The following is a 26,635-nucleotide window of genomic DNA, read 5'->3' on the forward strand; positions in this document are numbered from 1 at the left end:
TTCACCATGTGGTTTATTATTATTCAAACAAATTTAAAGTTCTGTTAAATATATTCTTATTATCCTTTATCTTTTGTTCATTCCCAAGCACACATAAATAATTTTGCTTCATCACATCTGAAACAAGTGAGGCAAACTTTTTTATATCATCAGCAGTAGTTTCTAAAATTTCTTCCCTCTCTTGTTGAATATCCCTATAAGTTACATTTTTCATATAATTTTCAAAGGCTCGCTGGCCTTCAAGTGAAGGTGAAAGTGGATAATCCAGATCAGATATAGTTCCTATTATATACTTGTTCATCTGTCTGTTGTCGGCTTTGAACTTTTCAAAAAATTCTCCTGCCCTATCATATACGTCAATAGTTTTATTAAGGTTAGGATCTCTATAAGATGTAAAAAATACATTTCCATTTCTCAAAAATGCAGAGAAACAACCATAGGCCCCACCTTGAACTCTTACCTGATTCCACAGATAGTCATAATTGGCTATCGACTTTAAAACCTGCATGCTGCCATTATATGAATAACCAAGTTTTTTAAAATTGTAAGCTTTTGCTACATATTGAACCTTTCCTGAAGTCATCAGGCCTTCATTTTTAGCTTCCAACTTAAAATCATATTTATTGTGTTCAACAGTATTCTTTTGAAGCCCCTCATATATTTCAATCATATTTTTCTTGAATATATCATAATCTTTAGACTCACAAGTAACTCCTGTAATCAAATTGTTTTTATCAAATATATACGAAGCAACTTTTTTTAGATTAGCACCTATTTTTTCTTTCTCATCATCAAAATTCTTTTCTACATCACATATAAATTTATAAAATCCAAGCCCATTTAGCAGGTCATCATATTTCCCCATATTAGAAAAATAAGACATTGTATGATTTGCGGCTACAATATGACCTCTATCAAACATTATCATCTCCATTCTTGATTTAGTTTCCTGGATTATCTCCTTTATTCTCTTATATTCATCAAATTTAGTGTGATTTATAATTTCATTTACCAGTTTTGAAAGTCTTTCCACATTATTTGTCAGCACCTTAGATCTTACTATGAACTTTGGATAAAACATGTCTGTACTTTTACTATCGTAAAGAGATTCAGTTATAAATTTTATACCGCCCGTGTATATATTGATATCTTTAGACAATTCTTCATAATTGCAATTCTCTGTACTCGTCTTTCCAAGTACAGTCCCTAAAAGAGATACATATGGTATCAATTCTTTTTTCACGGTATCTGCCCCAAAATACAGATCTATATAAATAATTCCATTGGTAGATGCAGGATGAAACAATGTTTTTACATCAAAATCATTCTTTATAATCAATTCAAGCTTCTTTGCTTTTTTGTCTATATCGGATATAGACAAAAGCGGTATTTTTTCTAAATCTTCTTTTTTGTCCTCACTTTTTTGTCTTTCGTGTAAATTTTTTGCATCTAAAATTATTTTATTCAATTCATTTTCATTAAGTTCATCCTTAAACTCTTTAAGCTTAGCTTTTAAAGTCAGCTCCCTTTTTTCCTCAAGACCTTTTTCAGGTTTAATCATTATAAATGAACTATGATTATTATTTAAAATGTAACTTTCTATAAGTCTTTCAAAGTAATTATCTTTTAGTGAAGATTTTATATTATTTAAATTTTCCTCGTATGTAAGGTGTATCCATGGTTTTGCATCATAAAGCCATCCATCCATAACCTTCATGCCGTAAATTAACCCTTTTGGATATCCTTGATAATCAGCTTCTCTTAATCCAAATTCCTTTATATTAATAGATGCTTCTATTAATTTTTTATCTATTCCACTATCTACAAGTCTCTGCAGTGTATTTGTTACTACTTTTTCAAATCTATCTTTCTCACTTTCATTTGAATTTTTAACTACTATGCTAAACATTGGCTGAAGCATACTTGCCTCAAATGCTCCAAATACATCTTTGCCTATATTTGCATCTATTAATGCTTTTTTCAGTGGGGAAGACGGTGTTTCAAGAAGCATATGCTCCAATATGTCAAAAGCTAGATAAAGTTTTGAATCTGATGCATTTCCTACAGAATAATTCAAACTTAAAAATGTTTTATCTATGTCTTTTTCAGCACTTGATATAGGATAATTTATATTCATCTCTCTTTTGCTTCTAAATGGAGGCTCTTTCCGAAGAGTTGAATCCACACTTATCTTATTGAAATCTTTTAAATAATTATCATTCAAAAATTTAAGTTTTTCTTCTATATCCATATTTCCGTACAGATATATATAACTGTTTGATGGATGATAATATCGGCTGTGAAATGCAATAAACTCATTTCTCGTGAGCGTAGGTATTATATCTGGATCGCCTCCTGATTCAACTGCATACTGTGTATGAGGATAAAGTGATTCAGAAATTTTTCTAAACAATATTGATTCAGGAGATGAAAATGCTCCTTTCATTTCATTATATACCACACCTTTATATGCTATATCAGCATCTTTATTATCCAGTTCATAGTGCCAACCCTCTTGCATCATAATTTCAGGATATTTATATATGTTGGGATAAAAGACCGCGTCAAGATATACATCCATAAGGTTTTCAAAATCCCTGTCATTTATACTTGCTACAGGATACATCGTCTTATCCGGGAAAGTAAAAGCATTTAAAAAAGTATTCATCGAACCTTTAACAAGTTCAACAAAAGGTTCTTTTACAGGAAATTTTCTAGAACCACACAATACAGAATGCTCAAGTATATGAGGTATCCCCTTGCTATCCTCAGGAGGTGTCCTAAAACTTATAGCAAATACTTTATTTTCATCGTCATTTTTCAAAAAAAATAATCTTGCACCACTTCTCTCATGCTGAAAAATCATTCCAGTAGAATTTAACTCAGCTATATTCTTTTTTTCTATAAATTTAAAACCACTGTAACTTTCTCCTATATTCATTTATATTCTCCTCTCACATCTTATTAATTTAATTCAAGCCAGTTATTCAGATGATCATAATACTTTTTTGCCTCTTTATACCCCTGTTCATAAAGTTCAGTAAGCTTTCTCTTGTTTTTTTCTATTCGTTTAACTTTCATTACTTTCGAAGGGCGTATTACAAATGCTTTTCCTTCGCTTTCCAATTTCTCAATATATCTTATTGTGTCATTGTATTTTTTATAGCGGTTCATCATTGAGTCTATCAAACCCTTGTGGGAACTGTAGACCTTTTTTGCCAAAATTTTTAGCTTAAAAGGTTTTTTCACATAGCCTTTATTTCTAGTAAGTATTATTACATTTCTATTATTCCCATCTTTAATAGATTTTTTCACTGGTATTGGATCTGAAATACCTCCGTCAAGAAGATTTATTCCTTTATATTTTACAATAGGTGCCATAAAAGGCAAACTGCTAGATGCTTTAATAATATCCAGTATGTCATCCTTGCATTTATCCTTTTCAAAATATACAGGTTTTCCATTATCACAATCGGTGGCACCTATAACAAATCTTTCACTTGAGTTATTAAAAGTTTCTGTATTGAACAATTCTAGTTTATTCGGTATTTCGTTAAATATAAAATCAGAACCGAATATTCCCTTTCTTGAAATCCAATTCTTAATACTTAAATACCTAGGATCATCAATATAATTTATATTTATTCTTTTATTTCTCCCTTTCTGCCTTGAAATATAAGATGCAGCATTACAAGCTCCCATAGAAACCCCTATTACATATGGAAAATATAGATTCTTCTCCATAAAAAAATCCAGGACTCCTGCTGTATACAGTCCCCTCATTCCCCCACCTTCTAGAACTAAACCTATGTTTTCCATATTTTATCATCCTCCTCTAAAATTATGAAATTATAAATATTCTAACATAAATAAAAAATGGGATTCAACATAAAATAAATATTTTATGTTGAATCCCATATATTCATAAAATTTATTTAAATCTGATCAAAAGTTGTCCCGATTTAACCTGCTGTTTTTCTTTGACAAATATTCCATCTATAATACCACTTTCACCAGCTGTTATATTTGTTTCCATTTTCATGGCCTCTATAACTACAAGGCTTTGGCCTTCTTTTACACTATCCCCTGGATTTACAAGTATCTTTACAATGGTTCCAGGTATACTTGCACCTATTTCCTTCTCATTGTCAGGATCCACCATCGCAACCCCTTCTTCATAAGAATGCGCAGCTTCCATACTTGCCCTATCCTTAATTCTAACATCTCTTCTGTTTCCATCTACTTCAAATACTAAATATCTATATCCTTCTGAATCAACTTTACATATTTCAAGAAGTTGTATAATAAGCGTCTTTCCTTCAGCTATATCAATTTCACAGGTTTCGCCTTCACGAAGTCCATGAAAGAATATATCACTTCCCATACAGCTGAAATCTCCATGCTCTTTTAAATATTTTAAATAGTCTTCATAAACGTCCGGATAGAGTGCATAACTCAACAATTCCTTATTTGAAAATTTTCTCTTATACTTTTTCGAAAGTTTCTCTTCTATTTTGTCAAAATCCTCCGGTGGGAGTAACTCACCAGGTCTTCCAGCAAGAGGCTTTTCACCTTTGAGAACCAATTTTTGGAGTTTTTTAGGGAATCCTCCCATGGGCTGCCCCATCATTCCCTTAAAATATGAAACTACAGAATCAGGGAAAGTGAGATTTTTACCTTTTTCATATATATTTTCTTCATCAAGTCCATTTTTAATCATGAATATAGCCATATCACCAACCATCTTTGAAGAAGGTGTTACTTTTACTATATCTCCCATCATAATATTTACTCTTCTATACATTTCCTTTACATCTTCAAATCGATGTCCAAGCCCGAAGCTTTCAACTTGAGGCTTCAAATTTGAATACTGCCCGCCAGGTATTTCATATTTATATATTTCTGCACTTCCAGTTTTTAGCCCTGATTCAAATTGACTGTAAACAGGTCTAACTGCACTCCAGTAATCGGAAATTTTTTGCAGATTATCCTGATCCAGCTTGGTATCTCTGCTTGTATTTTTAAGTGCAGCAACCACTGAGTTCAGAGAAGGCTGACTTGTAAGTCCCGACATACTGCTGAAGGCAACATCTGCTATATCCACCCCTGCATGTGCAGCCATGAGTATAGTGGCTACTCCATTTCCAGTTGTATCATGGGTATGAAGATGTATAGGTATAGATATTTCATTTTTAAGTGCTTTTATGAGCTTGGCAGCAGCATAAGGTTTTAAAAGTGCTGACATATCTTTTATGCCAAGTATGTGTGCTCCTGATTTTTCAATGCTTTTTGCAAAATTCACATAGTAATTAAGAGTATATTTATCTCTGTCCGTATCAAGTATATCACCAGTATAACACATGCATGCTTCGGCTACCTTTCCCTGATTCAATGCTTCATCTACTGCTACTTCTATTCCCTTCAACCAGTTGAGTGAATCAAATATTCTAAATACATCAATTCCTGATTGTGCAGATTCCTTTATAAAATTCCTTATTACATTATCAGGATAATTCTTATATCCAACTGCATTAGCACCTCTTAAAAGCATCTGGAAAAGTATATTTGGAATTCTTTCTCTAAGTTCCTCGAGCCTTTTCCATGGTGATTCCTTTAAAAATCTATAGGCTACATCAAATGTTGCCCCACCCCACATCTCCATAGAAAACAAGTCCTTTGCCATAATTGATTCTTCTCTTGCTATTTTCAGCATATCTTTAGTTCTCATTCTCGTAGCCATAAGAGATTGATGCGCATCTCTCATGGTAGTATCCGTAAGCAGCAATTTGCTTTGAGATCTAATCCACTTCACCAGTCCTTCCGGACCTTGTTCATCCAATATTTGCTTTGTTCCTCTAATTTCTTCCTCGGATTTTACTTTTGGAACTACCGGAATATCAAAATCCCTTTTCTCTCCACGAGTCTCATTTACAACTTTTTCTCCTATGAATTTCAATATTTTCAGTTCGGTATCCTGTGTAGGTGATATTTCAAATAATTCGGGATTATTTGCTATAAAATTAGTATCACACTTACCTTTTATGAAATCTTCATGATTTAATACATTTATCAAAAAATCTATATTTGTTTTTACTCCTGCTATAACAGTTTCCTTTACCGACCTGATGGCCTTTCTTACAGCATCCTGAAATGTCCTCGACCAAGATATCGTCTTTACAAGAAGGCTGTCATAGTATGGACTTATAATCGCGCCTGTAAAACCATTCCCTCCATCAAGTCTTATGCCAAACCCAGATCCAGTCATATACTTGTCAATTCTTCCTGTATCTGGTGAAAAATTATTTGATGGATCTTCTGTAGTAATTCTACATTGAATAGCATATCCTCTGGGCTTTATATCATCCTGTGAAGCAATACCCACCTCTTTGGAATTAAGACTATACCCTTCGGCTATAAGTATCTGATTCTGGACTATATCTATCCCTGTTACCATTTCAGTTACAGTATGTTCTACCTGAATTCTGGGATTCATCTCTATAAAATAGTGGTCTCCATGCTTATCTACTAGAAATTCCAGTGTACCAGCACTTCTATAATCTACAGACCCTGCTATTTTAAGCGCATCACGGCATATATCATCCCTTAGCTCCTGTGGAAGTGCAAAAGCAGGAGTAAATTCTATAACTTTTTGATGTCTTCTCTGTATGGAACAATCCCTTTCATAAAGATGAACTATATTCCCATACTTATCCCCAAGCACCTGGACTTCTATATGCTTTGGATTTTCAATATACTTTTCAATAAACATTTCATCTGATCCAAAAGCTTTCAGGGCTTCACTTTTAGCATTTTTGTAGGCTTCAAGCAAATCCTCCTCTTTTTGAATTATCCTCATTCCTCTTCCACCGCCGCCATCAGCCGCTTTAATCATAATCGGATATCCACAATATCTGGCATATTCTATTGCTTCATCTTCCGATTTTATTGGCTTTTTTACGCCTGGAATCGTTTTGACTCCTACTTTTTCCGCAACTATCTTGGAGGTAATTTTGTCACCAAGCTTTTCCATCATGCTGGACGTAGGACCTATAAATTCTATTCCTACATCTTCACACTTTTTTGCGAATTCATGATTTTCAGATAGGAAACCATATCCAGGATGTATAGCATCTACGCCCTTTTTCAAGGCTAGACTTATTATTTCATCAATATCCAGATAGGCTTCTACAGGTCCCCTATTTTTTCCTATTAAATAGGCTTCATCAGCCTTAGTTCTAAATAGAGATCTCTTATCTTCATTCGAATAAATAGCCACAGTTCTTATACCTAATTCTTGACACGCCCTAAATACCCTTATAGCAATTTCTCCTCTATTTGCTACAAGAACCCTTTTAAATTTTTTTATCAAAGCAAACCAACCCCTTATGTAAAAAATGATAAATTAAAATTAATTTATCATGCAATTATAAATAATTTTTAGACATAACACTATTATATATAAGTATTAAAATTATTTCAATTGAATATTATATTTTTTTGACTTGCAATTATTATATATTATTATAGGAATCTTATATATACATAAATTAAGCACTATGCAATCAATATTCAATATTTGTTTTATTAATTTAATATATTAAATAAAAAAAATAATTGATTTTTTCCTCATTCTATCTTTCACCAATTTTCAGATTAGGTACGGCATTCAAATCCATATCTGAAACTTTTCCTTTTCCATATTCAAAATAAGCTGCACTTCCTATCATAGCTGCATTGTCCGTACAAAGTATGGATTCAGGGAAAAGTATCTTTATTCCATTCCTGTCACCAGCTTCAATTAAAGTCCTTCTAAGATAAGTATTTGCCGCTACACCACCAGCTACTGCCATTTTATCAACTTTCTTTATATGACATGCTTTCATGGCATTATCTACTAGAAATCCTACAGCTGCCTTTTGAAAAGATGCAGCTACATCAGCCCTATTTATTCTCTCGTGTTTCATTTCCTTTTGATTAAGATAATTAAGTACTGCAGATTTCAAGCCGCTGAATGAGAAATCAAGAGATTTGCTATCATGAAAATTAGCTCTCGGAAATTTAATTGCATTTTCGTTTCCATCCATAGACAATTTATCTATTTTAGGCCCTCCAGGATATCCAAGTCCTATTGCCCTAGCTACTTTGTCATAGGCTTCTCCCACAGCATCATCTCTTGTTTGACCAAGAACCTCAAAGTCTCCATAATCCTTCATATACACAATGTAAGTGTGTCCTCCGGAAACCACAAGACATACAAATGGAGGATACAATTCTTTATATTGTATAAAATTGGCACTTATATGTCCTTCTATATGATTTACACCAATCAATGGTTTTTTAAGCGCATAGGCAAGTCCTTTTGCATATTGAATTCCAACAAGAAGTGCACCTACAAGTCCAGGTCCATATGTGACACCTACAGCATCTATGTCCTTTAGGCCCAAATTCGCTTCTTTTAAAGCTTTATCCACAACAAATCCTATAACTTCTATGTGTTTTCTCGACGCTACTTCCGGGACAACGCCCCCAAATTTAGTATGTATATCTATTTGAGATGATATTACATCTGAAAGCACTTCTCTGCCGTTTAATACAACCGCTGCTGAAGTTTCATCACAACTGCTCTCAATTGCAAGTATTTTCATATTTTTTTTCATATTTTTTTACCTTTCTAACTTTAATTATTGTCACTTTAACTATTTTATTATTAGTAATTATAAAACACAAGCTGCTTCATTATAAAATTTTTATATGTTATAATGGTATATAATAAATCGACAAGGAAGTATATCATGAATAAAACTTATGCAAAAGTAATAGTTGGCGGTTCACCAATATCAAAATCAAACTTTAAACTTTTTAATATAAACGGAAGGGCAATTTTGCCCTATAATTCTGGAAAATATCATGACAGATATGCACTTTATGAAGAACAGATTGCTTATGAAGCAAGATGCCAGAATCCGGGAATTGTACTTCAAGAAGCCCTTATTGCAGTACTTAAGGTATACTATAAAAGCAGCAAACGCCATCCAGACACAAACAATATAACTAAAAGTATATTTGACGGTATAGAAAAAAGTGGACTTATAATAAATGATGCACAAGTTCGCAGGATAATTATTGAAGAATTCTATGATAAGGACAACCCTAGATTTGAATTGGAATTATTTGGAGAAAGTCAATATTTTATAGATTATAAAATATCAAAAAGAATATCTGATGAAAACCCAATTTTATATTCCCCTCCTTCCAATAAGAAAAAAAATGTAAAACTTTTTTCTAAAAATACATTTAAGAAATCTGATTTAAGAAGGAATAACTCACAATCCTCCATAAAATGTGAAATCTGTGGCAAAACCATCACTTCTCAAAATGCAATTTATGGAAATAATGGCAATACCATAATATGTAAAGACTGTTTCAACAAATTATTTTAATATATTAAATTGATTTTAAAAAAACTCGTCAATTATTTTTTCTGCCATTCTTTTTTCTATATTTGCCTTCACAACTAACATGATTACAATAACAATCAAACCGCTTACATCTTTTTTATTGCTGCCATTTTCCATTTTTACACTATCAGCTGTATCTTCACCATTGGAATTTATATGATTATAAACTTTTTCTTCAAAATCTTTTATGAATTTATCCATTTCGTTTTTCTCTATTTTTAAAAAGCTGTTATATATATATTCCAAATCCTCATCATGATTTTCTCCTGAATTAATTGATTCAACTAAAGGTAAAAATAATCTTTGAATGTCATTTATAGATAGTATATGCTTCAAATAATAAATAAGTACAATCAATATCATATGCTGCTTTGAATATTTTTTCTTATTTGGAGGCATTAGTATTCCAGATTTAGTATAATTATTGATCATTGTTTTTGTAAGAGCTGCATCATCCTCATCTCTTTTCAGATATCCTAGTTTCTCATCTATAAATGTAGTAACCTGGTCCATATACAAATCTATATCCGGTATACTATATAGCTTCAACTGTTCAAAGGATGAAAGTTCTTCCAGTAGTTTTTTTAATTTATTATTGTCCATACTATTTATATTCTCCTTCCAGTTTCTATGCTAATTATACCCAATATACAATTGTATTTCAATTCAAATAGGAAATAGTCCATACAAAATTATAAGTACAGACTATTTTTAAATAATTAAATATAAAAAATTTAGTTAAGCACTTTTGGTATTACTTATAGTCCTAATTCTATCTATATTTTTGGTAGCAATTATATCAATACCTGTTCCCAATACATTTGGAACTACTACATCTCCAATATTTACAGGAGCTTGTATAACTATACCCTTCAATGCCTTTATAAAGTCAAATATTTTTTCCTTTGGAATATCCTTATCAGTTTTGACTGGTAATACATTTATTTTACCATCTTTGACATATACAGAAGATGTAACTATTCTAGTAGGACTTGTACACTCTTTTTTACCATATATTTCTCCTTTTTTACAAGTATTACCTATAACTTGCATAACTTTATCACCATCTAATTTAACTAAAAGTTCACACCCCATAGGACAACCTATGCAAGTTAATTCTCTACTTTCCATATTACTATTCCTCCTCTACTTTTATGGTTATTTTTTTGCAACCAGGGTGTTTCTCAAATTGTGACTTAGTAAGTTTTACGGTTTCCATTTCTCCTGGTGTGAGTATCCTCTTTTTGATATGCATCTCTCTAGTTTCGTCAAAATATACAGATATATAACTGTCCTTGTAGACCTGACCAACTCTGAACCTTACATCTATGAATCTCTCTATATTTTTAGAATTTATATATTTAGGTACTGTATATCTGATCCCATCTACAGCTTCAATCTCTATTTTCTCTCCATCAAATCTCTTTCCACTTATAAATTCAGCAGCACTTTTTCCAGCATTTATACTCTCCAGAGTTACATTGTCCACCAAGTCATGAACATGAAGTACATTCCCACATGCAAATATACCTTCTACATCAGTTTCAAGACTTTCATCAACCAGTGGGCCACCGGTTACACTCGAAAGCTTGATATGGGCCTTTCGTGAAAGTTCGTTTTCCGGAAGCAGTCCAACGGATAAAAGAAGTGTATCACAAGGTATATATTCTTCAGTAGATTTGATAGGCTTTCTATCACTACCTACTTCTGCAATAGTTACTCCTTCAACTCTGTCTTTTCCCTTTATATTTGTAATGGTATAACTTAATTTCAATGGTATTTCAAAGTCATCCAGACACTGAACTATATTTCTCTTAAGTCCGCTGGAATAAGACATAAGTTCTACTACAGCTTTTACTCTGGCACCTTCAAGCGTCATTCTCCTAGCCATTATGAGTCCTATATCACCTGATCCAAGTATTACAACTTCCTTGCCCGGCATATATCCTTCCACATTCACAAATTTCTGTGCCGCGCCGGCTGTATATATCCCGGCACACCTGCTCCCAGGTATATTTATGGCACCTCTGGGTCTCTCCCTACATCCCATGGCAAGTATAACTGCATTTGCTTCTATTTCTATTATTCCATCTTCTTCATTTACTGCTGTTATTTTTCTGTTTCTGCTCAGATCCAAAACCATTGTATTCAACTTAAACGGTATTTTCATGTCTTTTACCTTATCTATAAATCTCTGTGCATACTCCGGTCCTGTCAATTCCTCCTTAAAAGTATGAAGTCCGAATCCATTGTGAATACACTGATTCAATATTCCTCCAAGCTGGGTATCCCTTTCCAGTATCAATATATCATCAATCCCATTTTCCCGTGCGGATATGGCAGCTGCAAGTCCTGCTGGACCACCACCGATTATGACTATATCATGCTTTTCCATATTTCTAACCTCCAACTATTTTTAAATTGCGTCATATTCAACTCAAATATGCTCTTTATTTTTTCCAACTAATATATTTGAGTATTTCCCTGATTTAGTTACTTCTTCAGGAGATATGTCCAGCTCCCTCGAAAGTATCTCTACAACCTTTGGAGTACAGAAACCTGATTGGCATCTTCCCATTCCAGCTCTTGTTCTCTTTTTGACTCCATCCAGTGTTCTTGCTCCAAGAGTTCTCCTTATAGAGTTTACTATTTCTCCTTCAGTAACAGTTTCACATCTGCATATTATCCTACCATATCTATAATCTCGTGCTATAAGTTTTCTTCTTTCATTATTGCTCATTTCTCTGAATTTAGGTATCCCTTTTCTTATAGGATTGAATTTTTCATTTATATCAGGTCTCAACTCCTCAACTACTATATTCTTAATTAATTCACCTATCGCAGGAGCACTTGAAAGTCCAGGTGATTCTATTCCTGCTGCATTTATAAATCCTTTTGCATCTTCTGCTTCACCAATTATAAAATCTCCAGAAGTACTATGTGCCCTAAGTCCTGAAAACGAAGTTATAATTTGTCCAACCGGAACTTGCTTTATACTCAAACCAGCCTTTTCTATTACAAACTCCAATCCCTGACTTGTAGTTGTTACATCATATTTATCATCAATATTTTCGGCATCAGGTCCTATTAAGAGATTACCATCTACTGTCGGAGTAACAAGTACTCCTTTCCCCATCTCGGTTGGAAGCTGGAATATAGTTCTTGAAACTGTATTCCCAGCAATTTTGTCAAACAGACAATATTGTCCTTTTCTTGGAACTATATGGATTTTGTTAGAACTTACCATATTGTTTATTTCATCTGCAAATACACCGGCTGCATTTATAATTAATTTACTCTCAAATACACCCTTGTTGGTATTTATCTTGTACAAATTTTTACATTTTTCTATAGATAAAACTTTTGTACCAAACTTAAATTTCACTCCATTATCTGCAGCATTTTCAGCCAGTGCAATTGTCATTTCATATGGACATACAATTCCACCTGTAGGAGCATAAAGAGCTGCAAATACCTTATCTGACAGATTTGGCTCCATCCTTTTAGCTTCATTACCATTCAATATTTCAAGATTTGGCACTTCATTTTCTTCTCCCTGTTTTTTTAATTTATAGAGATCATATATACTGTTTTTATCAAAACATAATACTAGAGAGCCTATTCTCTTAAAGGGGAAATCCAGTTCTTTTGAAAGTTTATCAAACATTTTGTTTCCTTTTGAATTCAATTTGCCCTTAAGTGTACCTGCTTTAGCATCAAAACCTGCATGGATTATGGCACTGTTTGCCTTACTAGTACCATTTGCCACATCAGAATCTGCTTCAAGTACACATATATTCAATTTATATCTTGATAATTCTCTTGCTATTATACTTCCAGTAACCCCACTACCTACAATTACTACATCAAACATTGAATATGCCTCCTCTTAATATTCTAAATTCGATTATCTACATATCAAAAAAAAGCCAGTTTTAAGGTATTTTTATACCTTAAAACTGGCTCTCACAAACTCTGCCAATAATATTATCTTTCTATAAATTAAGTTTATCATATATCAAAAAAATATTCAATATATAAATAAAAATAACTTTAAAGATTATGTTGAGTTTTACAAGCCGTAATAACCTGTTTTGCAAGTACGGACGTAGTAACTGACCCAACACCACCAGGTACCGGAGTTATCATTCTAGCTTTTTCAATGCAGTTTTTCGTATTCACATCACCACATAAATTTCCATCTTTATCTACATTTATTCCAACATCAACTACAACTGCTCCCTGCTTAATATAACTTGAATCTATCATATTACATTTGCCGATACATACTACAAGTATATCAGCTTCTGAACAAATTTCTTTCATTTTTTCTGTTTTGGAATGACATATAGTTACTGTAGCATTTGCATTCAAAAGCAGAAGGGAAAGTGGCTTACCAACCACCATGGATCTACCAATTACAACAACTCTTTTACCCTGAACTTCAATCTTATAATATTTTAAAATCTCCATTACAGCTGCTGCAGTGCATGGTGCAAAACCCAAATTATCATTTTCAAGTATTTTAGACATATTTACAGGATTAAAGCAATCTACATCTTTTTTAGGATCTATCAAATACTTTATTTCATTTTCATCAATATGTTTTGGAAGCGGTCTAAATATCATTATACCATTAACATTATCATCCATATTTATTTTTTCCAGTTCATTCATGAAGTCTTTTTGACTCGTACTCTGCGGAAACCTTTTTATTTCTATTTCTATGCCAATATTATTACACCTTTTTATAGCTCCTTTTTGATAGGCACTGTCGCTTCCATTTTCTCCTACCCTTACTATAGTAAGTTTAGGTGTAATGTTTTTTGACTTTAAATTATCCACCTCAAAATTGAGTTTAAAACTTATATCATCTGCTACAGGTTTCCCTTTAATTATCCGGTACATCAATTATCTCCTATCCATAAATATTAAATTTATTCAGAAAGCTTTTTTACTACTTTTTCATAAACATTATCTGCAATTTTAATTCCATCTTTTAATAAAGGTTCCACTTCATCTTTTACTTTTATCACATAATCCTTATCTTTTATGAATTTAATATTTATAATTACATTGAGATACGCACTTGAAATTGCTGCTTTAAGACATTGAACTCCTACACCTATATCACTGAGTACAAGTTCTGAACAACTGTCCACTACAGATGAATGAAGAATAATAGTATCATAACATCTTTTTATCACCTTCACAGGAACTGTACAAGCTGACTTCAAGCATCTATCTAGAATCTCTTCTTTCTTAATTTTTTCTTCTTCATTGCAACATGGAAGTCCATAGGCCTTTGAAAGTGGCATAAAATTTTCCGCATCCTCATCCACCATTTTCAAAAATTCTTCAGTTAATTTTCCTGCACTGTCTAACACCGACGTCAGCTTTTCAGCATATTCCTCATATTTTTTCTTCCCCAGTGTAAGATTACATACCATACTTAAAAGTGCTGCCCCCATGGCTCCATCCATGGCTGCGGCACCGCCGCCTCCCGGTACTGCCTTTTTAGAAGAAAGCTCTTCAACAAAATCTCTACATGGATTATCTATAATTTTCATATTTTATCACCTTATACCCAAATATATTAAAATAGTCCACTTATTACTCCATTCTCATCCACATCTATTTTTTCTGCCGATGGAACTTTTGGAAGTCCCGGCATTTTCATTATAGAACCGGTCATTGCAACTATAAAGCCAGCCCCTGCAGAAATAGATACTTGTTTTACAGTAATTGTAAAATCAGTCGGCCTACCAAGCCTTGTTTGGTCATCCGTTAATGAATATTGAGTCTTTGCTACACACACTGGAGTATTTATAAACCCTAATCTTTCCATATTTTTTATTTCTTTATCTGCTTCTTTAGTAAAATTCACATCTTTTGCTCCATATATTTTTGATGCTATCGCCCTTATCTTTTCTTTAATAGGCAAATCAACATCATAAGCAAATTCAAAATTATTTTCTTCTTCTTCTATAATTCTAAGAACTTCTTTTGCAAGCTCTATTCCTCCTTCCCCTCCTTTTTCCCAGACTTCGGATAGCTTTACATTTACTCCAAGCTTCTCGCACTCATCTTCTATTAATTTAAGTTCAGCCTCTGTATCTGTAGGAAATCTATTCAAAGCAACTACTGCTGGCAATTTAAATACCTTAGTTATATTTTCTACATGTTTCAATAAATTTGGAATTCCAGCTTTAAGCGCTTCTAAATTTTCCTGACCAAGATTCGACTTTTCTACACCACCATTATATTTAAGAGCCCTGACAGTAGCAACTATTACAACGGCATCAGGTTTTAATCCTGACATTCTACATTTTATGTCGATAAATTTCTCTGCTCCAAGATCGGCACCGAATCCAGCTTCCGTAACAGCATAATCTCCGAAATGCTTTGCCATCTTTGTTGCCATTATTGAATTACATCCATGTGCAATATTTGCAAAAGGACCACCATGAATAAAAGCAGGGGTACCCTCAAGTGTCTGAACCAAATTTGGTTTCAGTGCATCTTTTAGAAGTGCAGCCATTGCACCTTCAGCTTTTAGGTCATGAGCAGTTACGGGATCACCACTTCTATTATATCCTATGATTATCCTTGAGATTCTTTCTTTTAGATCTTTTATATTGTTAGCAAGACAGAATATTGCCATTATTTCAGATGCCACAGTTATATCAAATCCATCTTCTCTAGGATTACCATTTATTTTTCCGCCCAATCCATCTACTATAAACCTCAGTTGTCTGTCATTCATGTCCAAACATCTTCTCCATGTTATCCTCTTTGTATCTATATTCAATGAATTTCCATGTTGAATATGATTGTCTATCATGGCAGCAAGGAGATTGTTAGCTGCTGTCAATGCATGTATATCTCCTGTAAAATGCAGATTTATATCCTCCATAGGTACAACCTGGGCATATCCACCTCCTGCTGCTCCTCCTTTAATCCCAAAAACTGGGCCCATAGAAGGCTCCCTAAGTGCTACTACAGTAGATTTACCAAGTTTTGAAAGTGCATCTGCCAATCCTATAGAAGTAGTAGTTTTTCCTTCTCCTGCCGGAGTTGGATTTATGGCAGTACATAGTATTAACTTTCCATTTTTATTAGGTGTGCCCTTTAGAACATTATAGTCTATTTTAGCCTTGTATTTACCATATAATTCTACATCTTCCTCTGGTATGTTCAGCTTTTCAGCAATATTCAATATGTTTTGCATATTACACTGCTGAGCTATTTCTATGTCTGATTTAAAAGCCATTTTAATACCTCCATAATATGTATATCAATTTCATAATCCCAGATATATTATAACAAATTTTTTTCAATTTGATTATAACTTTTTTACTATGCATGCAAAATAGCCATAATGTACTAACATTATGGCTTCATAAACATAAAATCATTCAGGTACAATTATAACCAAGGTCTGTGCATTTTTTACCACTTTAGAAGTTACAGAACCAATCATTCTGGCCAAACCTTTTTTTGTGGATTTCGTCATAACTATTACATTGTAATCATCTCTTTTTGCCTTCAACAATATTTCATCTGCAGCATACCCAAAAGCACAATATTTCTCGATTTCATAACCTTCAAGATCTTTCTCTGCAATATTCAGAATATCTTCACTTTTCTTCTGAGCTCTTTCGATTTCATCATTTGTAATAACCATATCATTTGCTATAACTATTTCTTTGACATTCATCAATGTTATTTTCACTTCATCGCTTTTAAATATCTTTTTTACCCAATCAAGAGAATGCATACTTCTTTCAGTTCCATCCAGCGGCACTAAAATTTTTTTCTTCACCATATACAACACATCCTTCCATAATATCCTACTTAAGTTATTCTATAAAAAACTTTTATTTCCTCTATATATTTATGTTAATTTTATAGAATATTATGATTCCACATTATTATGGCATCCTCTTTATTATCCACATAATAGGATTTCCTTATCCCCTCTTCTACAAATCCATATTTTTTATATAAGTTTTGGGCTATTATATTTGATTTTCTAACCTCCAAAGTCATAGCATCTACCTTCTCAAGCCTGCATATTCTTATAAGACCTTCCATAATAATATTAGCTGCTCCAATGCCTCTATATTCTGGATGTACTGCTATATTAGTTATATGTGCTTCATCAAGTATAATCCACATTCCACCATACCCTATTACTGTTCCAAATTTTATTGCAGCTATATACCTTGCAAATTTATTGTTTTCAACTTCCTGTACCAAAGACTCCCTACTCCATGGAGTTGAAAATGAAAGCCTGTCTATTGTTGCCACACTATCTATATGCTCCAACCTTAATGGTGTTATCTCTATATTATTCATGATGTATCAATTTCGCTTTCCTTTTATATTCTCTTTCTGCTTGAGACTCTCTTAAATAAAAAGGTACAAAACTATATATATCATCATATTCTCCATTTTTCATAAGTTTTATTCCAATTTCTCCTATAGAAGAAGCCCTTACAATATTTGAACTAATCGGTGCAAATATAACTGTATTTATGCTATTTTTTAAAATTTCTTCTCTAAATTTTGAAACAGCATCTCCTATAAAGCAGACTTGCTGCTTCATATTATTTAACTTATCTATAAGATCATATACGGAAATCATCATATATTCACTTATTCTAATAAGTTTATCACTTTCAAATTTGTAAATAGCTGTGTAGACATTTCCTCTAAGAGCATCCAATATAGGACATATTATACCCTCTGTATAAGATAAATTATAAGCCAACCCATCTAAAGAAGACACTCCTACAAAAGGTTTGTTGGTTCCCTGGCTCAATCCCTTTACTACTGCAGCTCCAATTCTCAGTCCTGTAAATGAGCCAGGGCCCTTCGAAACTACAAATCCATCCAGTGAATCTATATCCATTCCAATATTTCTAAGTAGATTATCTATCATTGGCATCAATATCTTAGAATGTTGTTTTTTATAATTAAATACTATTTCTCCATACAACTTCTTTTCAGATAATACTGCACATGCTGCACACTCTGTTGAAGAATCCAAGCTTAATATTTTCATATTTCATTTAGCTCCTTTATATAATCATATCTACTGCCATAATAATCTATGTTTATTTTTCTAAAATTCAAATCGCCCAATTTATCTTTATTTATATTAATTTTCATATGTTCTTCGGGTATAAGTTGTTCTATATAATCAGACCATTCTATAACACTAACTGCATTGCTGAAAATATATTCATCAAATCCTATAGCCTCTATTTCATCAGGATCATTCACTCTGTATACATCAAAATGGTAAAGTTTTAACCTACCATTGTATTCATTTACTATTGTAAAAGTAGGACTTGTTATGGTATCTTCTATATCAAGTCCTTTTGCTAGTCCTTTTACAAAATGTGTTTTTCCTGTACCAAGTTCTCCATTTAAGCAAATTATATCTCCTGGCCTCAGAAGTCTCCCTAACTTCTCACCTAAAAGCATTGTGTCTTTCACATCTTTTGAAAGGAATCTCATTAAAATTCACCTCTCTATATTACTAATTTTATCCCAGGAATTTAATGTACATTTTAAATTTTCAAAAGCTTGCTTGCATATAAATCCTCCTTCTACCATATCATCCATTATGGAAAACGCCTTTTCACGCTTCATTCCAACTCTATACGGTCTGTCCTCAGTCAATGCCTGATATATATCACATACAGCTAAAATTCTGGACTCCTCTGATAGATCCCGTGCTGTAAGTCCCGCTGGATATCCCTTTCCATTTAATTTTTCATGATGGTTAGATGCCCAAGTACTTATATCAGGTATATCTCCTATTTTATCAAGTATTATTCTTGTATAATACACATGTGATTTTATTATTTCAAACTCTTCGGGAGTTAAAGCCCCATCTTTATCAAGTATACCTATTGGAATAGCAAGTTTACCTATATCATGTAAAAGTCCTGCTATTTTCATCTTCTTACATTTCTCTTTATCATATCCAATATGTATTGAAACTAAATAAGCCAATTTTGCTATTCCTTTAGAATGCGTAGCCGTAAATTTACTCTTGTCATCTATTATATTTGCAAATATTCCTGCTACTATTTCGAATTCATCTAAATTGAAATATATGTCCAACTTCGGTCTTACCCTGTCTATAATTATATCCATAAAAGATATATTTTCTATATCAAACCAAAATATATCTTTAGAAGAAATATCTAAAAATGCATTTGCTATCTTCGGTGAAAATATACTGCCACTCCATTTTTTTATCCGACTTCTGATATACTCTCTTTGTTGAAAAACATTTTTATCTTCCTTATATAAAAGTTCTGTCAAATCAGATATTCTAATTATTTGGCTTTCAATAGGGATATCGTTTCCTTTTAATCCAATGGCACCACTGCCATCAACATTTTCATGATGATATAATATTATCTTAGAAATTCCGCTAAATCTAGGAAAAGTATCAATTATATTTGCTCCTGTAATACAATGTTTCTTTATAAATAAACTAGCCAAATGACTTTCATGCAGGCAATTTGTTGCTCCAATATCATGAAGAAGTGAAACAACATATATATTTTTTTTCTTATCCTCACTTAAATTTAGTTGTTCAGCAATTTTAAGTCCAATATAAGTAGTTCTTTGTGAATGATGCATAAATCTATGATTGGAGTAATTTACATTTGTTATTCTTTCTATAATAGGCTTGTTAGAATTGTTACCTCTTGAACTCATTTGTGCTAAATCCAGGGCAATAGACATAGCTCTTATTATTTTATCCATGCTTATCTTCATACTTAAACTCCTTATAAATATAATCAATTTTAATTTTATCACAATAAAACAGGTTATCAAAAGTATTTTAAGCCATAAATAGTGGAATAAAGGACATATATAAAATTATACATTATTTGCATTGTTAAAATACATTATGTAAAATGTATTTATTATATAAAATTTCACAAAACCGCATAGAGGTGAAAATTTTGAAAAAGGTTTTAAGCTTATTAATTATTATTGTATTATTATCTCTTACTGCTTGCAATAATCAACAAAATAACAGTAATAATACTACATACAAAGCAAGTAAAGATACCAGTGTCAATTTGGATATAATGACTACTGACAGATTGTTATATACCGTTGTAAAAACTATAGTTAAAAATAAGCATAGAGTAAATTATATGTTTAAAAACAGGGAAAGTGAAATTAATTTCAAATTTACATATGATAGTCTAAATAATATTTCTAAAAAAAACTTATTTATATACGTAGGAGCCGGCTTTGAACCATGGGTAGATAATTTTGTTCAAAAACTTGATAAAAGCCATGTAGGAATAATAAATTCCTCGAGAGGTGTAAAACTTTTATCCTACAATCGCCCTGTAAAATACGCTAATACTACAGTAACCCAAAATCCATATTACTTTATGAATATTGACAACTACAAAATAATACTTGTCAATATAAAAAATGCAGTAGAAGATAAAGATCCCCAAAACAGGTCTATTTATGAAAAAAATTTTTCGGATGAGTTAAAAAAAATTCAAAGTTATGAAAAAGATATAAGAAATATAAATGAAAATTTAAAAGATTACAATTTTATAACATTAAATGAAAATTTAGCATATTTTACAAATTACAATGGATTAAAACTGTTAAATACAAATTCTTATTTTGGAAGTATTCTTCCTATAGATCCTATCGAACGTAAATCTCTACAGGAAAAATTAGATAGCTCTACAGTACTTCTCTATACCAGTGATTCTGAGCTAAAAAGCAATTATGATGTAATAAGGAACTATCATATTAAAATTGCCAAAATACATCTATTTGACGGAAGAGAGGCTTATGAAGATGTCATTAAATACAATATAAACAGCCTAAAAAAAATATACGAACCCAGAATAAGCAATAAGTAGAACTTGACGAGTGTAGTTTTATGTAATATAATAGCTTTTGTCAGCGATTGTTTATGCAAAAATGTGTCTTACATTTAATAATATAGGGGTATAGCTCAATTGGTAGAGTAGTGGTCTCCAAAACCATTGGTTGAGGGTTCGAAGCCTTCTACCCCTGCCATAAATGTTTAATCAAGGAATTTGCAAAAATGCAAATCCTTTTTTATTGTTTTAGTAAACAGGTACTTTTTTAATCTGCATGGCTCTACATATTATGAATCACATTTTCCTGCAGTGTCATCTGTTTCTTTTAATGATATATTATAGATTGAAAACAAAAAATATGTAAATAATTAAAATAAGCTTCTTTTAATATCAAACGGAGGAATAGAAATTGATTAAGGAAATAGATCACATAACGGCATTACAGGCTATCCACACAGGAAATCCTGAAGGAAAATTTATAAGCAGGGACAGCAGCCTATGGGTGGCTATAGATAATACCGGAGAAAAACTTAGGAAAAAGGAATTCAGAAATAGGAAAGACTGTGAAAAATTTTTGGGTGGTAAATGAAATTTAACTAGAATATAAGCAAAAGATATACTTTATTCTCCAATTATCCTTATATAAACTTTTCTGTTCCTAGGTCCATCAAATTCACAAAAATAAATTCCCTGCCAGGTGCCGAGTTTAAGTTGTCCATCCTCAATGATCACACTGCAGCTTGATCCCATCAAGGATGCCTTTATATGAGCATGAGAATTTCCTTCAACATGGAGATATCCATTTTCTTCAGGAAATGCTTTATTCAATCCCCATAAAATATCTCTTACAACATCCGGGTCAGCATTTTCATTTATTGTCACCCCCGCAGTAGTATGGGGGACAAAGATTACTACAGTTCCATCTTTTACTCCACTCATATTTAGGGTCTCCACAACAAGCTTTGTTATATCTATAAATTCCTGAGCTTTTTTTGTTTTTACCATATATTCCATGCTATCACCTCAAATATATTATAATCATAGTATACATCATTCTGCTGAATTCTTACAATAATATACTGTTATCATATATAAAATAAAAAATAAGCACCTTGTTTATTAATAGGTACTTATTTTTTATATAATTGGGGAACTATTATGCTTTACTTTCCAGGATCACATTCTTTCCTAGAATACTTGCTATTTTACAAACACTATGTTACAACTCAGTGTCATATTAATTAACTATATATTTATTTTTTTAATAATTTGTGAATAATTCAGACAATTTTTACTAAATACATAAAAAATGATACAGGTCCACTACCTGTAATCATTCAATCGTTCTTTTCTGTTCCAACAGAGAATTATATTCTTTTGAAAGTCGCATGAATTTCTCCTTATCATTCTTATCTAAAGAAATATCAATTGCCTTTTTTACTATTAACAACCTATTTTTTATATATTCCTCATTAGATATCCATTCATAGACTCTTGCTATATTATTGTTTACACTATATTCCAATGCTGTATAAGTCATAAAAAAGCTCAACCAATGATTAGGTGAATAATATTTGATAAAATCAACACCATATTGTAATTTTTTAATTGTATATACATCAGAACTCTGATGCCTCCATATTACCCATACCTTGCTATTATCTTCTAAATTTTTGATATCATTATAATTAAGCAATTCTCCTTTCATACTAATCATCTCCCAAGAACCTATTCATTACAAAGAAGCTTTATTACTGCAAGTAATATACAAATTTCTTACTAATATTAAATGCAATAGTATCATTTTATGTGCAAAAGTTAAATACGTATATATCTATTTAAAATACAAAAACTATCATAAAAAGTAGGAGGTGCATTTGAAGATATGAACAGTAATTTTTATTTAAATTTTCCACAATCAGTTCCACAACAGAAGCAGGATATACAGCCTGGAATTGAATCCCTATTAAATCCGACACCAATATTTGAAGATCCTGACTACATTGGATCTGAAAAGCTTAAAGATAAAACAATACTAATTACAGGTGGAGACAGTGGTATAGGTAAAGCAGCATCAGTAGCTTTTGCAAAGGAAGGTGCAGATCTATCAATAATTTATTATAACGAAGATGAAGATGCGGAGAATACAAAAAATATAATAGAGCAAAATGGCAGAAAGTGCATCCTAATACCAGGAGACATTTCAGATCACAACTTTTGTAAATTCGCAGTTCAAAAATCAATTAATACATTTGGTAAAATAGATGTACTGGTAAATAATGCAGGTGTACAATATCCACAAAACAGTATTGAGGATATAACAAATGAACAGCTTGAAAAAACCTTCAAAACAAATATCTTTAGTATGTTTTACCTCACGAAAGCAGTTCTCCCACACTTTAAACCTGGCTGTAACATTATAAATACAACCTCTATAACTGCCTATAATGGAAATGAGACTTTGATTGATTATTCTTCTACAAAAGGTGCAATTGTATCTTTTACACGTTCTCTAGCTTTATCCTTAGTAAATAGAAAAATAAGGGTAAATTCAGTGGCTCCCGGCCCTGTTTGGACTCCACTCATTCCATCTTCATACAGTCCACAAAAAGTCGGTGAATTTGGATCAAACAATCCCACAGGAAGACCTGCTCAGCCAATAGAATTAGCTTCTACCTACGTATTTCTTGCTTCATCTGAAGCTTCATATATAACAGGAGAAGTTATACATGTAAATGGCGGACAATTTGTAACTAGCTAAACATATAGCAAAAAGAGACTAATCCCAGTCTCTTTTTTGCAATTAAAACAACATAAATATTCTATATTATTCTATTTGACTACTATTTTATTATACTTTTTCTTTCCTCTTCTTATAAGCATACTACCATCTTTAAAATCATCTATATTAACGGCAAAATTTATATCACCAATTTTTTTGTCATTTACAGTAAGTCCTCCCTGTTTTATAAGCCTTCGTGCCTCACTTTTAGAAGGTAATATTGATGTACTTACAAGAAGGTCTACTATACTACAGTTACAATCATTCTTATCTATCTCAACAGTTGGGACATTATTCATATCTGAACCACCTGAAAATAATGCTTCTGAAGCTGCTTTAGCCTTATCAGCTTCATCTTTTCCATGGATTAACCTCGTCACCTCGTAGGCAAGAACTTCTTTTGCCATATTTATCTGGGAATCTTTAAGAGAACCAAGCCTTTTTACTTCAGGCATAGGTATAAAAGTCAACAGTGCCAAGCATTTTTCAACATCAGAATCATCCACATTCCTCCAATATTGATAAAATTCATAAGGACTGGTTTTTTCTTTATCAAGCCATATAGCTCCTCCTTCTGTCTTTCCCATCTTTTTTCCATCACTTTTAGTCAATAATGTGAACGTCATTCCATAAGCAGGTTTTCTCTCTTTTCTCCTTATAAGATCAACACCTGCAAGTATATTTGACCATTGATCATCTCCTCCCATTTGAAGGACACAATCATATTTTCTGTTAAGTTGCAGAAAATCGTAGGCCTGCATCAACATATAATTGAACTCAAGAAAAGTGAGTCCCTTTTCAAGTCTCTGCTTGTAGCATTCTGCTGTAAGCATTTTATTCACAGAAAAATGTACTCCTACCTCGCGGAGAAAATTTACATAATTTAAGTCCAGTAGCCAATTTGCATTATCATCCATTATAGCCTTGTCATCACTGAAATCTACCAACCTTGAAAATTGTTTTCTAAAACATTGTGCATTATGCTGGATTTGGTCTTTAGTAAGCATTTTTCTCATATCTGTTTTTCCAGTTGGATCACCTACCATGGCAGTTCCTCCTCCAAGAAGTGCTATAGGCTTGTGTCCGGCTCTCTGCATATGGGCCATAACCATCATTTGCAAAAAATGGCCTACATGAAGACTATCTGCTGTTGGATCAAATCCTATATAAAAAGTTATCTTTTGTTTTTCAAGTAATTCTTTTATCTCTTCTTCATGAGTGGTTTGTTCTATGTAGCCTCTTTCTAGAAGAATATCGTAAACGTTAGTCAACTTTTGCTCCACCTTTCAATATGTTTATTCTTATCAATTAAATATTAGTATATAATTAAAGTTAAATTTTATCAACTATTGTCATTAATATATCATTTCCAATACATTATATTGTTTTTTTATTACTATATGATATAATGAAAGTGGAGATTTACTCTAATTATAATATATATTGTAAGTAGGCCAAATTTTTTCAAGGTATCAATTTCTCCTTAAATCTAGGGGGTAGTTATCAAGAATAAAATTAGTCCTATGATTTTTAAGGAGGTTTTTTGATGTCAGACAAGACTATTGTATGCAAGGATTGTGGAAAGGAATTCATATTTACAGAAGGTGAACAGGAATTCTATAAAGAAAAAGGTTTTGAAAATGATCCTGTAAGATGCCCTGAATGTAGAAGAAAAAGAAAGGCTGAAAGAAACAGAACAAGGAGATAGTAAACAATAAGGAGAGGTTTTTCCTCTCCTTTTACTATTTATTCTTGATTAAATTTACTTTTTTCAAGGCCTTTCCCAAAGGCAAAGCTATAGCTGCTCCTGCAATTGATTGAGCTATATTCCCAGGAATTTCTGCTGCTGACAATACAAATGCCTGTGGAAATGCTATATTTGTCACAAAATGCATGAGAATAACTCCTGCGAAATAATAAGCAGCTATCATCCATATCCCTGCAGCTATGCATGCTATAATATTATTCCAAAAACTCTGTCCATCATATTCCCTTCTGTAAGCAATAGATGCAGCAATATATGCCATGATTCCCTTTATAAAAAAAGTAAAAGGAGCCCAAATAGCATAAGGAGATAAAATATCAAACAGACTCATTCCTACCGCTGCAGAAAAGAATGCTTTTTTCTTTCCTAATAGAATAGCTGCTAATAATACCATACTATCCCCTAAATGGACTACACCTTTAAATATAACTCCAGTCGGTATATTTATTACCGCTGTTGCAATATAAGTTACAGCCGCCATAAGAGAAATTTGTATAATATCCTGTACTCTTAATCTACTTAAATCTAACTTCTTTTGTTCCATATAATTTAAAGCCTCCTAGATTATTTATTAATTAATATACATTATATTGGCATACATAGAAAAAACAAAATGTATGGGTACAATAAATTTATATAATAACTTTATCTTCTAAGGAGACACTAATATTATATGATCAAAATTAGTAAGGAGGTAATACTGTTATCAATTATAATTTGAGGCAGTAATTTA

The 26,635-nt window shown here is 32.1% G+C and carries 25 protein-coding genes and 1 tRNA gene; 6 read left to right on the top strand and 20 right to left on the bottom strand.

Annotated features, from left to right (window positions below; genetic code table 11):
• Window positions 1-19 precede the first annotated feature (19 nt).
• The 4 genes from ACSVC9_RS12230 to tsaD form a co-directional block, all read right to left on the bottom strand.
• Window positions 20-2,941: an insulinase family protein gene (locus tag ACSVC9_RS12230; protein WP_446897748.1), complete on the bottom strand. Its 2,922-nt coding sequence runs from the start codon at window positions 2,939-2,941 to the stop codon at window positions 20-22.
• Window positions 2,942-2,964: 23 nt separating this feature from the next.
• Window positions 2,965-3,819: a patatin-like phospholipase family protein gene (locus tag ACSVC9_RS12235; RefSeq protein WP_446897749.1), complete on the bottom strand. Its 855-nt coding sequence runs from the start codon at window positions 3,817-3,819 to the stop codon at window positions 2,965-2,967.
• A gap of 112 nt (window positions 3,820-3,931) precedes the next feature.
• Window positions 3,932-7,366: a pyruvate carboxylase gene (locus ACSVC9_RS12240; RefSeq protein ID WP_446899853.1), complete on the bottom strand. Its 3,435-nt coding sequence runs from the start codon at window positions 7,364-7,366 to the stop codon at window positions 3,932-3,934.
• A gap of 265 nt (window positions 7,367-7,631) precedes the next feature.
• Window positions 7,632-8,657 carry a tRNA (adenosine(37)-N6)-threonylcarbamoyltransferase complex transferase subunit TsaD gene (gene tsaD, locus ACSVC9_RS12245; protein WP_446897750.1) on the bottom strand — a complete coding sequence of 342 codons (1,026 nt, stop codon included), beginning with the start codon at window positions 8,655-8,657 and terminating at the stop codon, window positions 7,632-7,634.
• Between the two features lie 135 nt (window positions 8,658-8,792).
• Here tsaD and ACSVC9_RS12250 point away from each other — a divergent pair, with 135 nt between their 5' ends.
• Window positions 8,793-9,440, top strand: coding sequence for a RusA family crossover junction endodeoxyribonuclease (locus tag ACSVC9_RS12250; RefSeq protein ID WP_446897751.1), 648 nt, complete (start codon window positions 8,793-8,795; stop codon window positions 9,438-9,440).
• Window positions 9,441-9,455: 15 nt separating this feature from the next.
• Here the strand turns inward: ACSVC9_RS12250 and ACSVC9_RS12255 are convergent, their stop codons facing one another.
• From ACSVC9_RS12255 to ACSVC9_RS12310, 12 genes are all read right to left on the bottom strand, one after another.
• Window positions 9,456-10,061, bottom strand: coding sequence for a DUF1836 domain-containing protein (locus tag ACSVC9_RS12255; RefSeq protein WP_446897752.1), 606 nt, complete (start codon window positions 10,059-10,061; stop codon window positions 9,456-9,458).
• 135 nt (window positions 10,062-10,196) lie between these two features.
• Entirely contained in the window at window positions 10,197-10,589 is a 393-nt protein-coding gene (locus tag ACSVC9_RS12260; RefSeq protein WP_446897753.1) for a DUF1667 domain-containing protein, read from the bottom strand.
• Window positions 10,590-10,593: 4 nt separating this feature from the next.
• Window positions 10,594-11,853, bottom strand: coding sequence for an NAD(P)/FAD-dependent oxidoreductase (locus tag ACSVC9_RS12265; RefSeq protein WP_446897754.1), 1,260 nt, complete (start codon window positions 11,851-11,853; stop codon window positions 10,594-10,596).
• A 42-nt stretch (window positions 11,854-11,895) separates the two neighbouring features.
• On the bottom strand, window positions 11,896-13,332 hold the full coding sequence (locus tag ACSVC9_RS12270) for an FAD-dependent oxidoreductase (RefSeq protein WP_446897755.1): 1,437 nt from the start codon (window positions 13,330-13,332) through the stop codon (window positions 11,896-11,898).
• A 179-nt stretch (window positions 13,333-13,511) separates the two neighbouring features.
• Window positions 13,512-14,366, bottom strand: coding sequence for a bifunctional 5,10-methylenetetrahydrofolate dehydrogenase/5,10-methenyltetrahydrofolate cyclohydrolase (locus tag ACSVC9_RS12275; protein ID WP_446897756.1), 855 nt, complete (start codon window positions 14,364-14,366; stop codon window positions 13,512-13,514).
• Between the two features lie 29 nt (window positions 14,367-14,395).
• Entirely contained in the window at window positions 14,396-15,028 is a 633-nt protein-coding gene (locus ACSVC9_RS12280) for a cyclodeaminase/cyclohydrolase family protein (protein WP_446897757.1), read from the bottom strand.
• Between the two features lie 26 nt (window positions 15,029-15,054).
• On the bottom strand, window positions 15,055-16,731 hold the full coding sequence (locus tag ACSVC9_RS12285) for a formate--tetrahydrofolate ligase (protein ID WP_446897758.1): 1,677 nt from the start codon (window positions 16,729-16,731) through the stop codon (window positions 15,055-15,057).
• A gap of 141 nt (window positions 16,732-16,872) precedes the next feature.
• Window positions 16,873-17,286: a universal stress protein gene (locus ACSVC9_RS12290; protein WP_446897759.1), complete on the bottom strand. Its 414-nt coding sequence runs from the start codon at window positions 17,284-17,286 to the stop codon at window positions 16,873-16,875.
• Window positions 17,287-17,366: 80 nt separating this feature from the next.
• Window positions 17,367-17,819, bottom strand: a complete 453-nt coding sequence (rimI, locus tag ACSVC9_RS12295) for a ribosomal protein S18-alanine N-acetyltransferase (RefSeq protein WP_446897760.1) — start codon at window positions 17,817-17,819, stop codon at window positions 17,367-17,369.
• Window positions 17,812-18,528, bottom strand: coding sequence for a tRNA (adenosine(37)-N6)-threonylcarbamoyltransferase complex dimerization subunit type 1 TsaB (gene tsaB / locus ACSVC9_RS12300; RefSeq protein WP_446897761.1), 717 nt, complete (start codon window positions 18,526-18,528; stop codon window positions 17,812-17,814). The genes rimI and tsaB overlap by 8 nt, the downstream gene beginning before the upstream one ends.
• Window positions 18,525-18,986: a tRNA (adenosine(37)-N6)-threonylcarbamoyltransferase complex ATPase subunit type 1 TsaE gene (tsaE, locus tag ACSVC9_RS12305; RefSeq protein ID WP_446897762.1), complete on the bottom strand. Its 462-nt coding sequence runs from the start codon at window positions 18,984-18,986 to the stop codon at window positions 18,525-18,527. Before tsaE ends, tsaB begins: the two co-directional genes overlap by 4 nt.
• A gap of 6 nt (window positions 18,987-18,992) precedes the next feature.
• On the bottom strand, window positions 18,993-20,264 hold the full coding sequence (locus ACSVC9_RS12310; protein WP_446897763.1) for an HD-GYP domain-containing protein: 1,272 nt from the start codon (window positions 20,262-20,264) through the stop codon (window positions 18,993-18,995).
• Window positions 20,265-20,455: 191 nt separating this feature from the next.
• Between ACSVC9_RS12310 and ACSVC9_RS12315 the strand changes: the two genes are divergently transcribed.
• From ACSVC9_RS12315 to ACSVC9_RS12325, 3 genes are all read left to right on the top strand, one after another.
• Complete coding sequence (locus ACSVC9_RS12315; RefSeq protein ID WP_446897764.1) at window positions 20,456-21,391, top strand: metal ABC transporter substrate-binding protein; 936 nt, start codon at window positions 20,456-20,458, stop codon at window positions 21,389-21,391.
• Between the two features lie 84 nt (window positions 21,392-21,475).
• Window positions 21,476-21,551: transfer RNA gene (locus ACSVC9_RS12320), tRNA-Trp, on the top strand.
• Between the two features lie 213 nt (window positions 21,552-21,764).
• Window positions 21,765-21,944: a hypothetical protein gene (locus tag ACSVC9_RS12325; RefSeq protein ID WP_446897765.1), complete on the top strand. Its 180-nt coding sequence runs from the start codon at window positions 21,765-21,767 to the stop codon at window positions 21,942-21,944.
• 32 nt (window positions 21,945-21,976) lie between these two features.
• Here the strand turns inward: ACSVC9_RS12325 and ACSVC9_RS12330 are convergent, their stop codons facing one another.
• Both ACSVC9_RS12330 and ACSVC9_RS12335 read right to left on the bottom strand, forming a co-directional pair.
• A complete protein-coding gene (locus ACSVC9_RS12330; protein ID WP_446897766.1) occupies window positions 21,977-22,369 on the bottom strand; it encodes a secondary thiamine-phosphate synthase enzyme YjbQ in 393 nt (130 codons plus the stop codon).
• A gap of 319 nt (window positions 22,370-22,688) precedes the next feature.
• Window positions 22,689-23,063, bottom strand: a complete 375-nt coding sequence (locus ACSVC9_RS12335; RefSeq protein WP_446897767.1) for an IDEAL domain-containing protein — start codon at window positions 23,061-23,063, stop codon at window positions 22,689-22,691.
• A 177-nt stretch (window positions 23,064-23,240) separates the two neighbouring features.
• On the opposite strand from ACSVC9_RS12335, the gene ACSVC9_RS12340 reads away from it, so the two are divergent.
• Window positions 23,241-24,116: an SDR family oxidoreductase gene (locus tag ACSVC9_RS12340; protein ID WP_446897768.1), complete on the top strand. Its 876-nt coding sequence runs from the start codon at window positions 23,241-23,243 to the stop codon at window positions 24,114-24,116.
• 71 nt (window positions 24,117-24,187) lie between these two features.
• Here ACSVC9_RS12340 and tyrS read toward each other — a convergent pair whose 3' ends face one another.
• The gene (gene tyrS, locus ACSVC9_RS12345; RefSeq protein WP_446897769.1) at window positions 24,188-25,408 is read right to left on the bottom strand and encodes a tyrosine--tRNA ligase; all 1,221 of its coding nucleotides are present in this window, start codon (window positions 25,406-25,408) and stop codon (window positions 24,188-24,190) included.
• Between the two features lie 275 nt (window positions 25,409-25,683).
• Between tyrS and ACSVC9_RS12350 the strand changes: the two genes are divergently transcribed.
• Window positions 25,684-25,845, top strand: coding sequence for a zinc-ribbon domain-containing protein (locus ACSVC9_RS12350; protein WP_446897770.1), 162 nt, complete (start codon window positions 25,684-25,686; stop codon window positions 25,843-25,845).
• Window positions 25,846-25,879: 34 nt separating this feature from the next.
• Here the strand turns inward: ACSVC9_RS12350 and ACSVC9_RS12355 are convergent, their stop codons facing one another.
• Window positions 25,880-26,446 carry an ECF transporter S component gene (locus tag ACSVC9_RS12355; protein ID WP_446897771.1) on the bottom strand — a complete coding sequence of 189 codons (567 nt, stop codon included), beginning with the start codon at window positions 26,444-26,446 and terminating at the stop codon, window positions 25,880-25,882.
• Window positions 26,447-26,635 lie beyond the last annotated feature (189 nt).

The sequence above is a fragment of the Clostridium sp. LBM24168 genome, assembly GCF_052953915.1.

Excerpts from the sequence above, each read along its gene's own strand:
- ACSVC9_RS12230 (WP_446897748.1), bottom strand. The coding sequence starts at position 2,941 with ATGAATATAGGAGAAAGTTACAGTGGTTTTAAATTTATAGAAAAAAAG.
- ACSVC9_RS12235 (WP_446897749.1), bottom strand. The coding sequence starts at position 3,819 with ATGGAAAACATAGGTTTAGTTCTAGAAGGTGGGGGAATGAGGGGACTG.
- tsaD (WP_446897750.1), bottom strand. The coding sequence starts at position 8,657 with ATGAAAAAAAATATGAAAATACTTGCAATTGAGAGCAGTTGTGATGAA.
- ACSVC9_RS12250 (WP_446897751.1), top strand. The coding sequence starts at position 8,793 with ATGAATAAAACTTATGCAAAAGTAATAGTTGGCGGTTCACCAATATCA.
- ACSVC9_RS12255 (WP_446897752.1), bottom strand. The coding sequence starts at position 10,061 with ATGGACAATAATAAATTAAAAAAACTACTGGAAGAACTTTCATCCTTT.
- ACSVC9_RS12260 (WP_446897753.1), bottom strand. The coding sequence starts at position 10,589 with ATGGAAAGTAGAGAATTAACTTGCATAGGTTGTCCTATGGGGTGTGAA.
- ACSVC9_RS12265 (WP_446897754.1), bottom strand. The coding sequence starts at position 11,853 with ATGGAAAAGCATGATATAGTCATAATCGGTGGTGGTCCAGCAGGACTT.
- ACSVC9_RS12270 (WP_446897755.1), bottom strand. The coding sequence starts at position 13,332 with ATGTTTGATGTAGTAATTGTAGGTAGTGGGGTTACTGGAAGTATAATA.
- ACSVC9_RS12275 (WP_446897756.1), bottom strand. The coding sequence starts at position 14,366 with ATGTACCGGATAATTAAAGGGAAACCTGTAGCAGATGATATAAGTTTT.
- ACSVC9_RS12280 (WP_446897757.1), bottom strand. The coding sequence starts at position 15,028 with ATGAAAATTATAGATAATCCATGTAGAGATTTTGTTGAAGAGCTTTCT.
- ACSVC9_RS12285 (WP_446897758.1), bottom strand. The coding sequence starts at position 16,731 with ATGGCTTTTAAATCAGACATAGAAATAGCTCAGCAGTGTAATATGCAA.
- ACSVC9_RS12290 (WP_446897759.1), bottom strand. The coding sequence starts at position 17,286 with ATGGTGAAGAAAAAAATTTTAGTGCCGCTGGATGGAACTGAAAGAAGT.
- rimI (WP_446897760.1), bottom strand. The coding sequence starts at position 17,819 with ATGAATAATATAGAGATAACACCATTAAGGTTGGAGCATATAGATAGT.
- tsaB (WP_446897761.1), bottom strand. The coding sequence starts at position 18,528 with ATGAAAATATTAAGCTTGGATTCTTCAACAGAGTGTGCAGCATGTGCA.
- tsaE (WP_446897762.1), bottom strand. The coding sequence starts at position 18,986 with ATGAGATTCCTTTCAAAAGATGTGAAAGACACAATGCTTTTAGGTGAG.
- ACSVC9_RS12310 (WP_446897763.1), bottom strand. The coding sequence starts at position 20,264 with ATGAAGATAAGCATGGATAAAATAATAAGAGCTATGTCTATTGCCCTG.
- ACSVC9_RS12330 (WP_446897766.1), bottom strand. The coding sequence starts at position 22,369 with ATGGAATATATGGTAAAAACAAAAAAAGCTCAGGAATTTATAGATATA.
- ACSVC9_RS12335 (WP_446897767.1), bottom strand. The coding sequence starts at position 23,063 with ATGAAAGGAGAATTGCTTAATTATAATGATATCAAAAATTTAGAAGAT.
- ACSVC9_RS12340 (WP_446897768.1), top strand. The coding sequence starts at position 23,241 with ATGAACAGTAATTTTTATTTAAATTTTCCACAATCAGTTCCACAACAG.
- ACSVC9_RS12350 (WP_446897770.1), top strand. The coding sequence starts at position 25,684 with ATGTCAGACAAGACTATTGTATGCAAGGATTGTGGAAAGGAATTCATA.
- ACSVC9_RS12355 (WP_446897771.1), bottom strand. The coding sequence starts at position 26,446 with ATGGAACAAAAGAAGTTAGATTTAAGTAGATTAAGAGTACAGGATATT.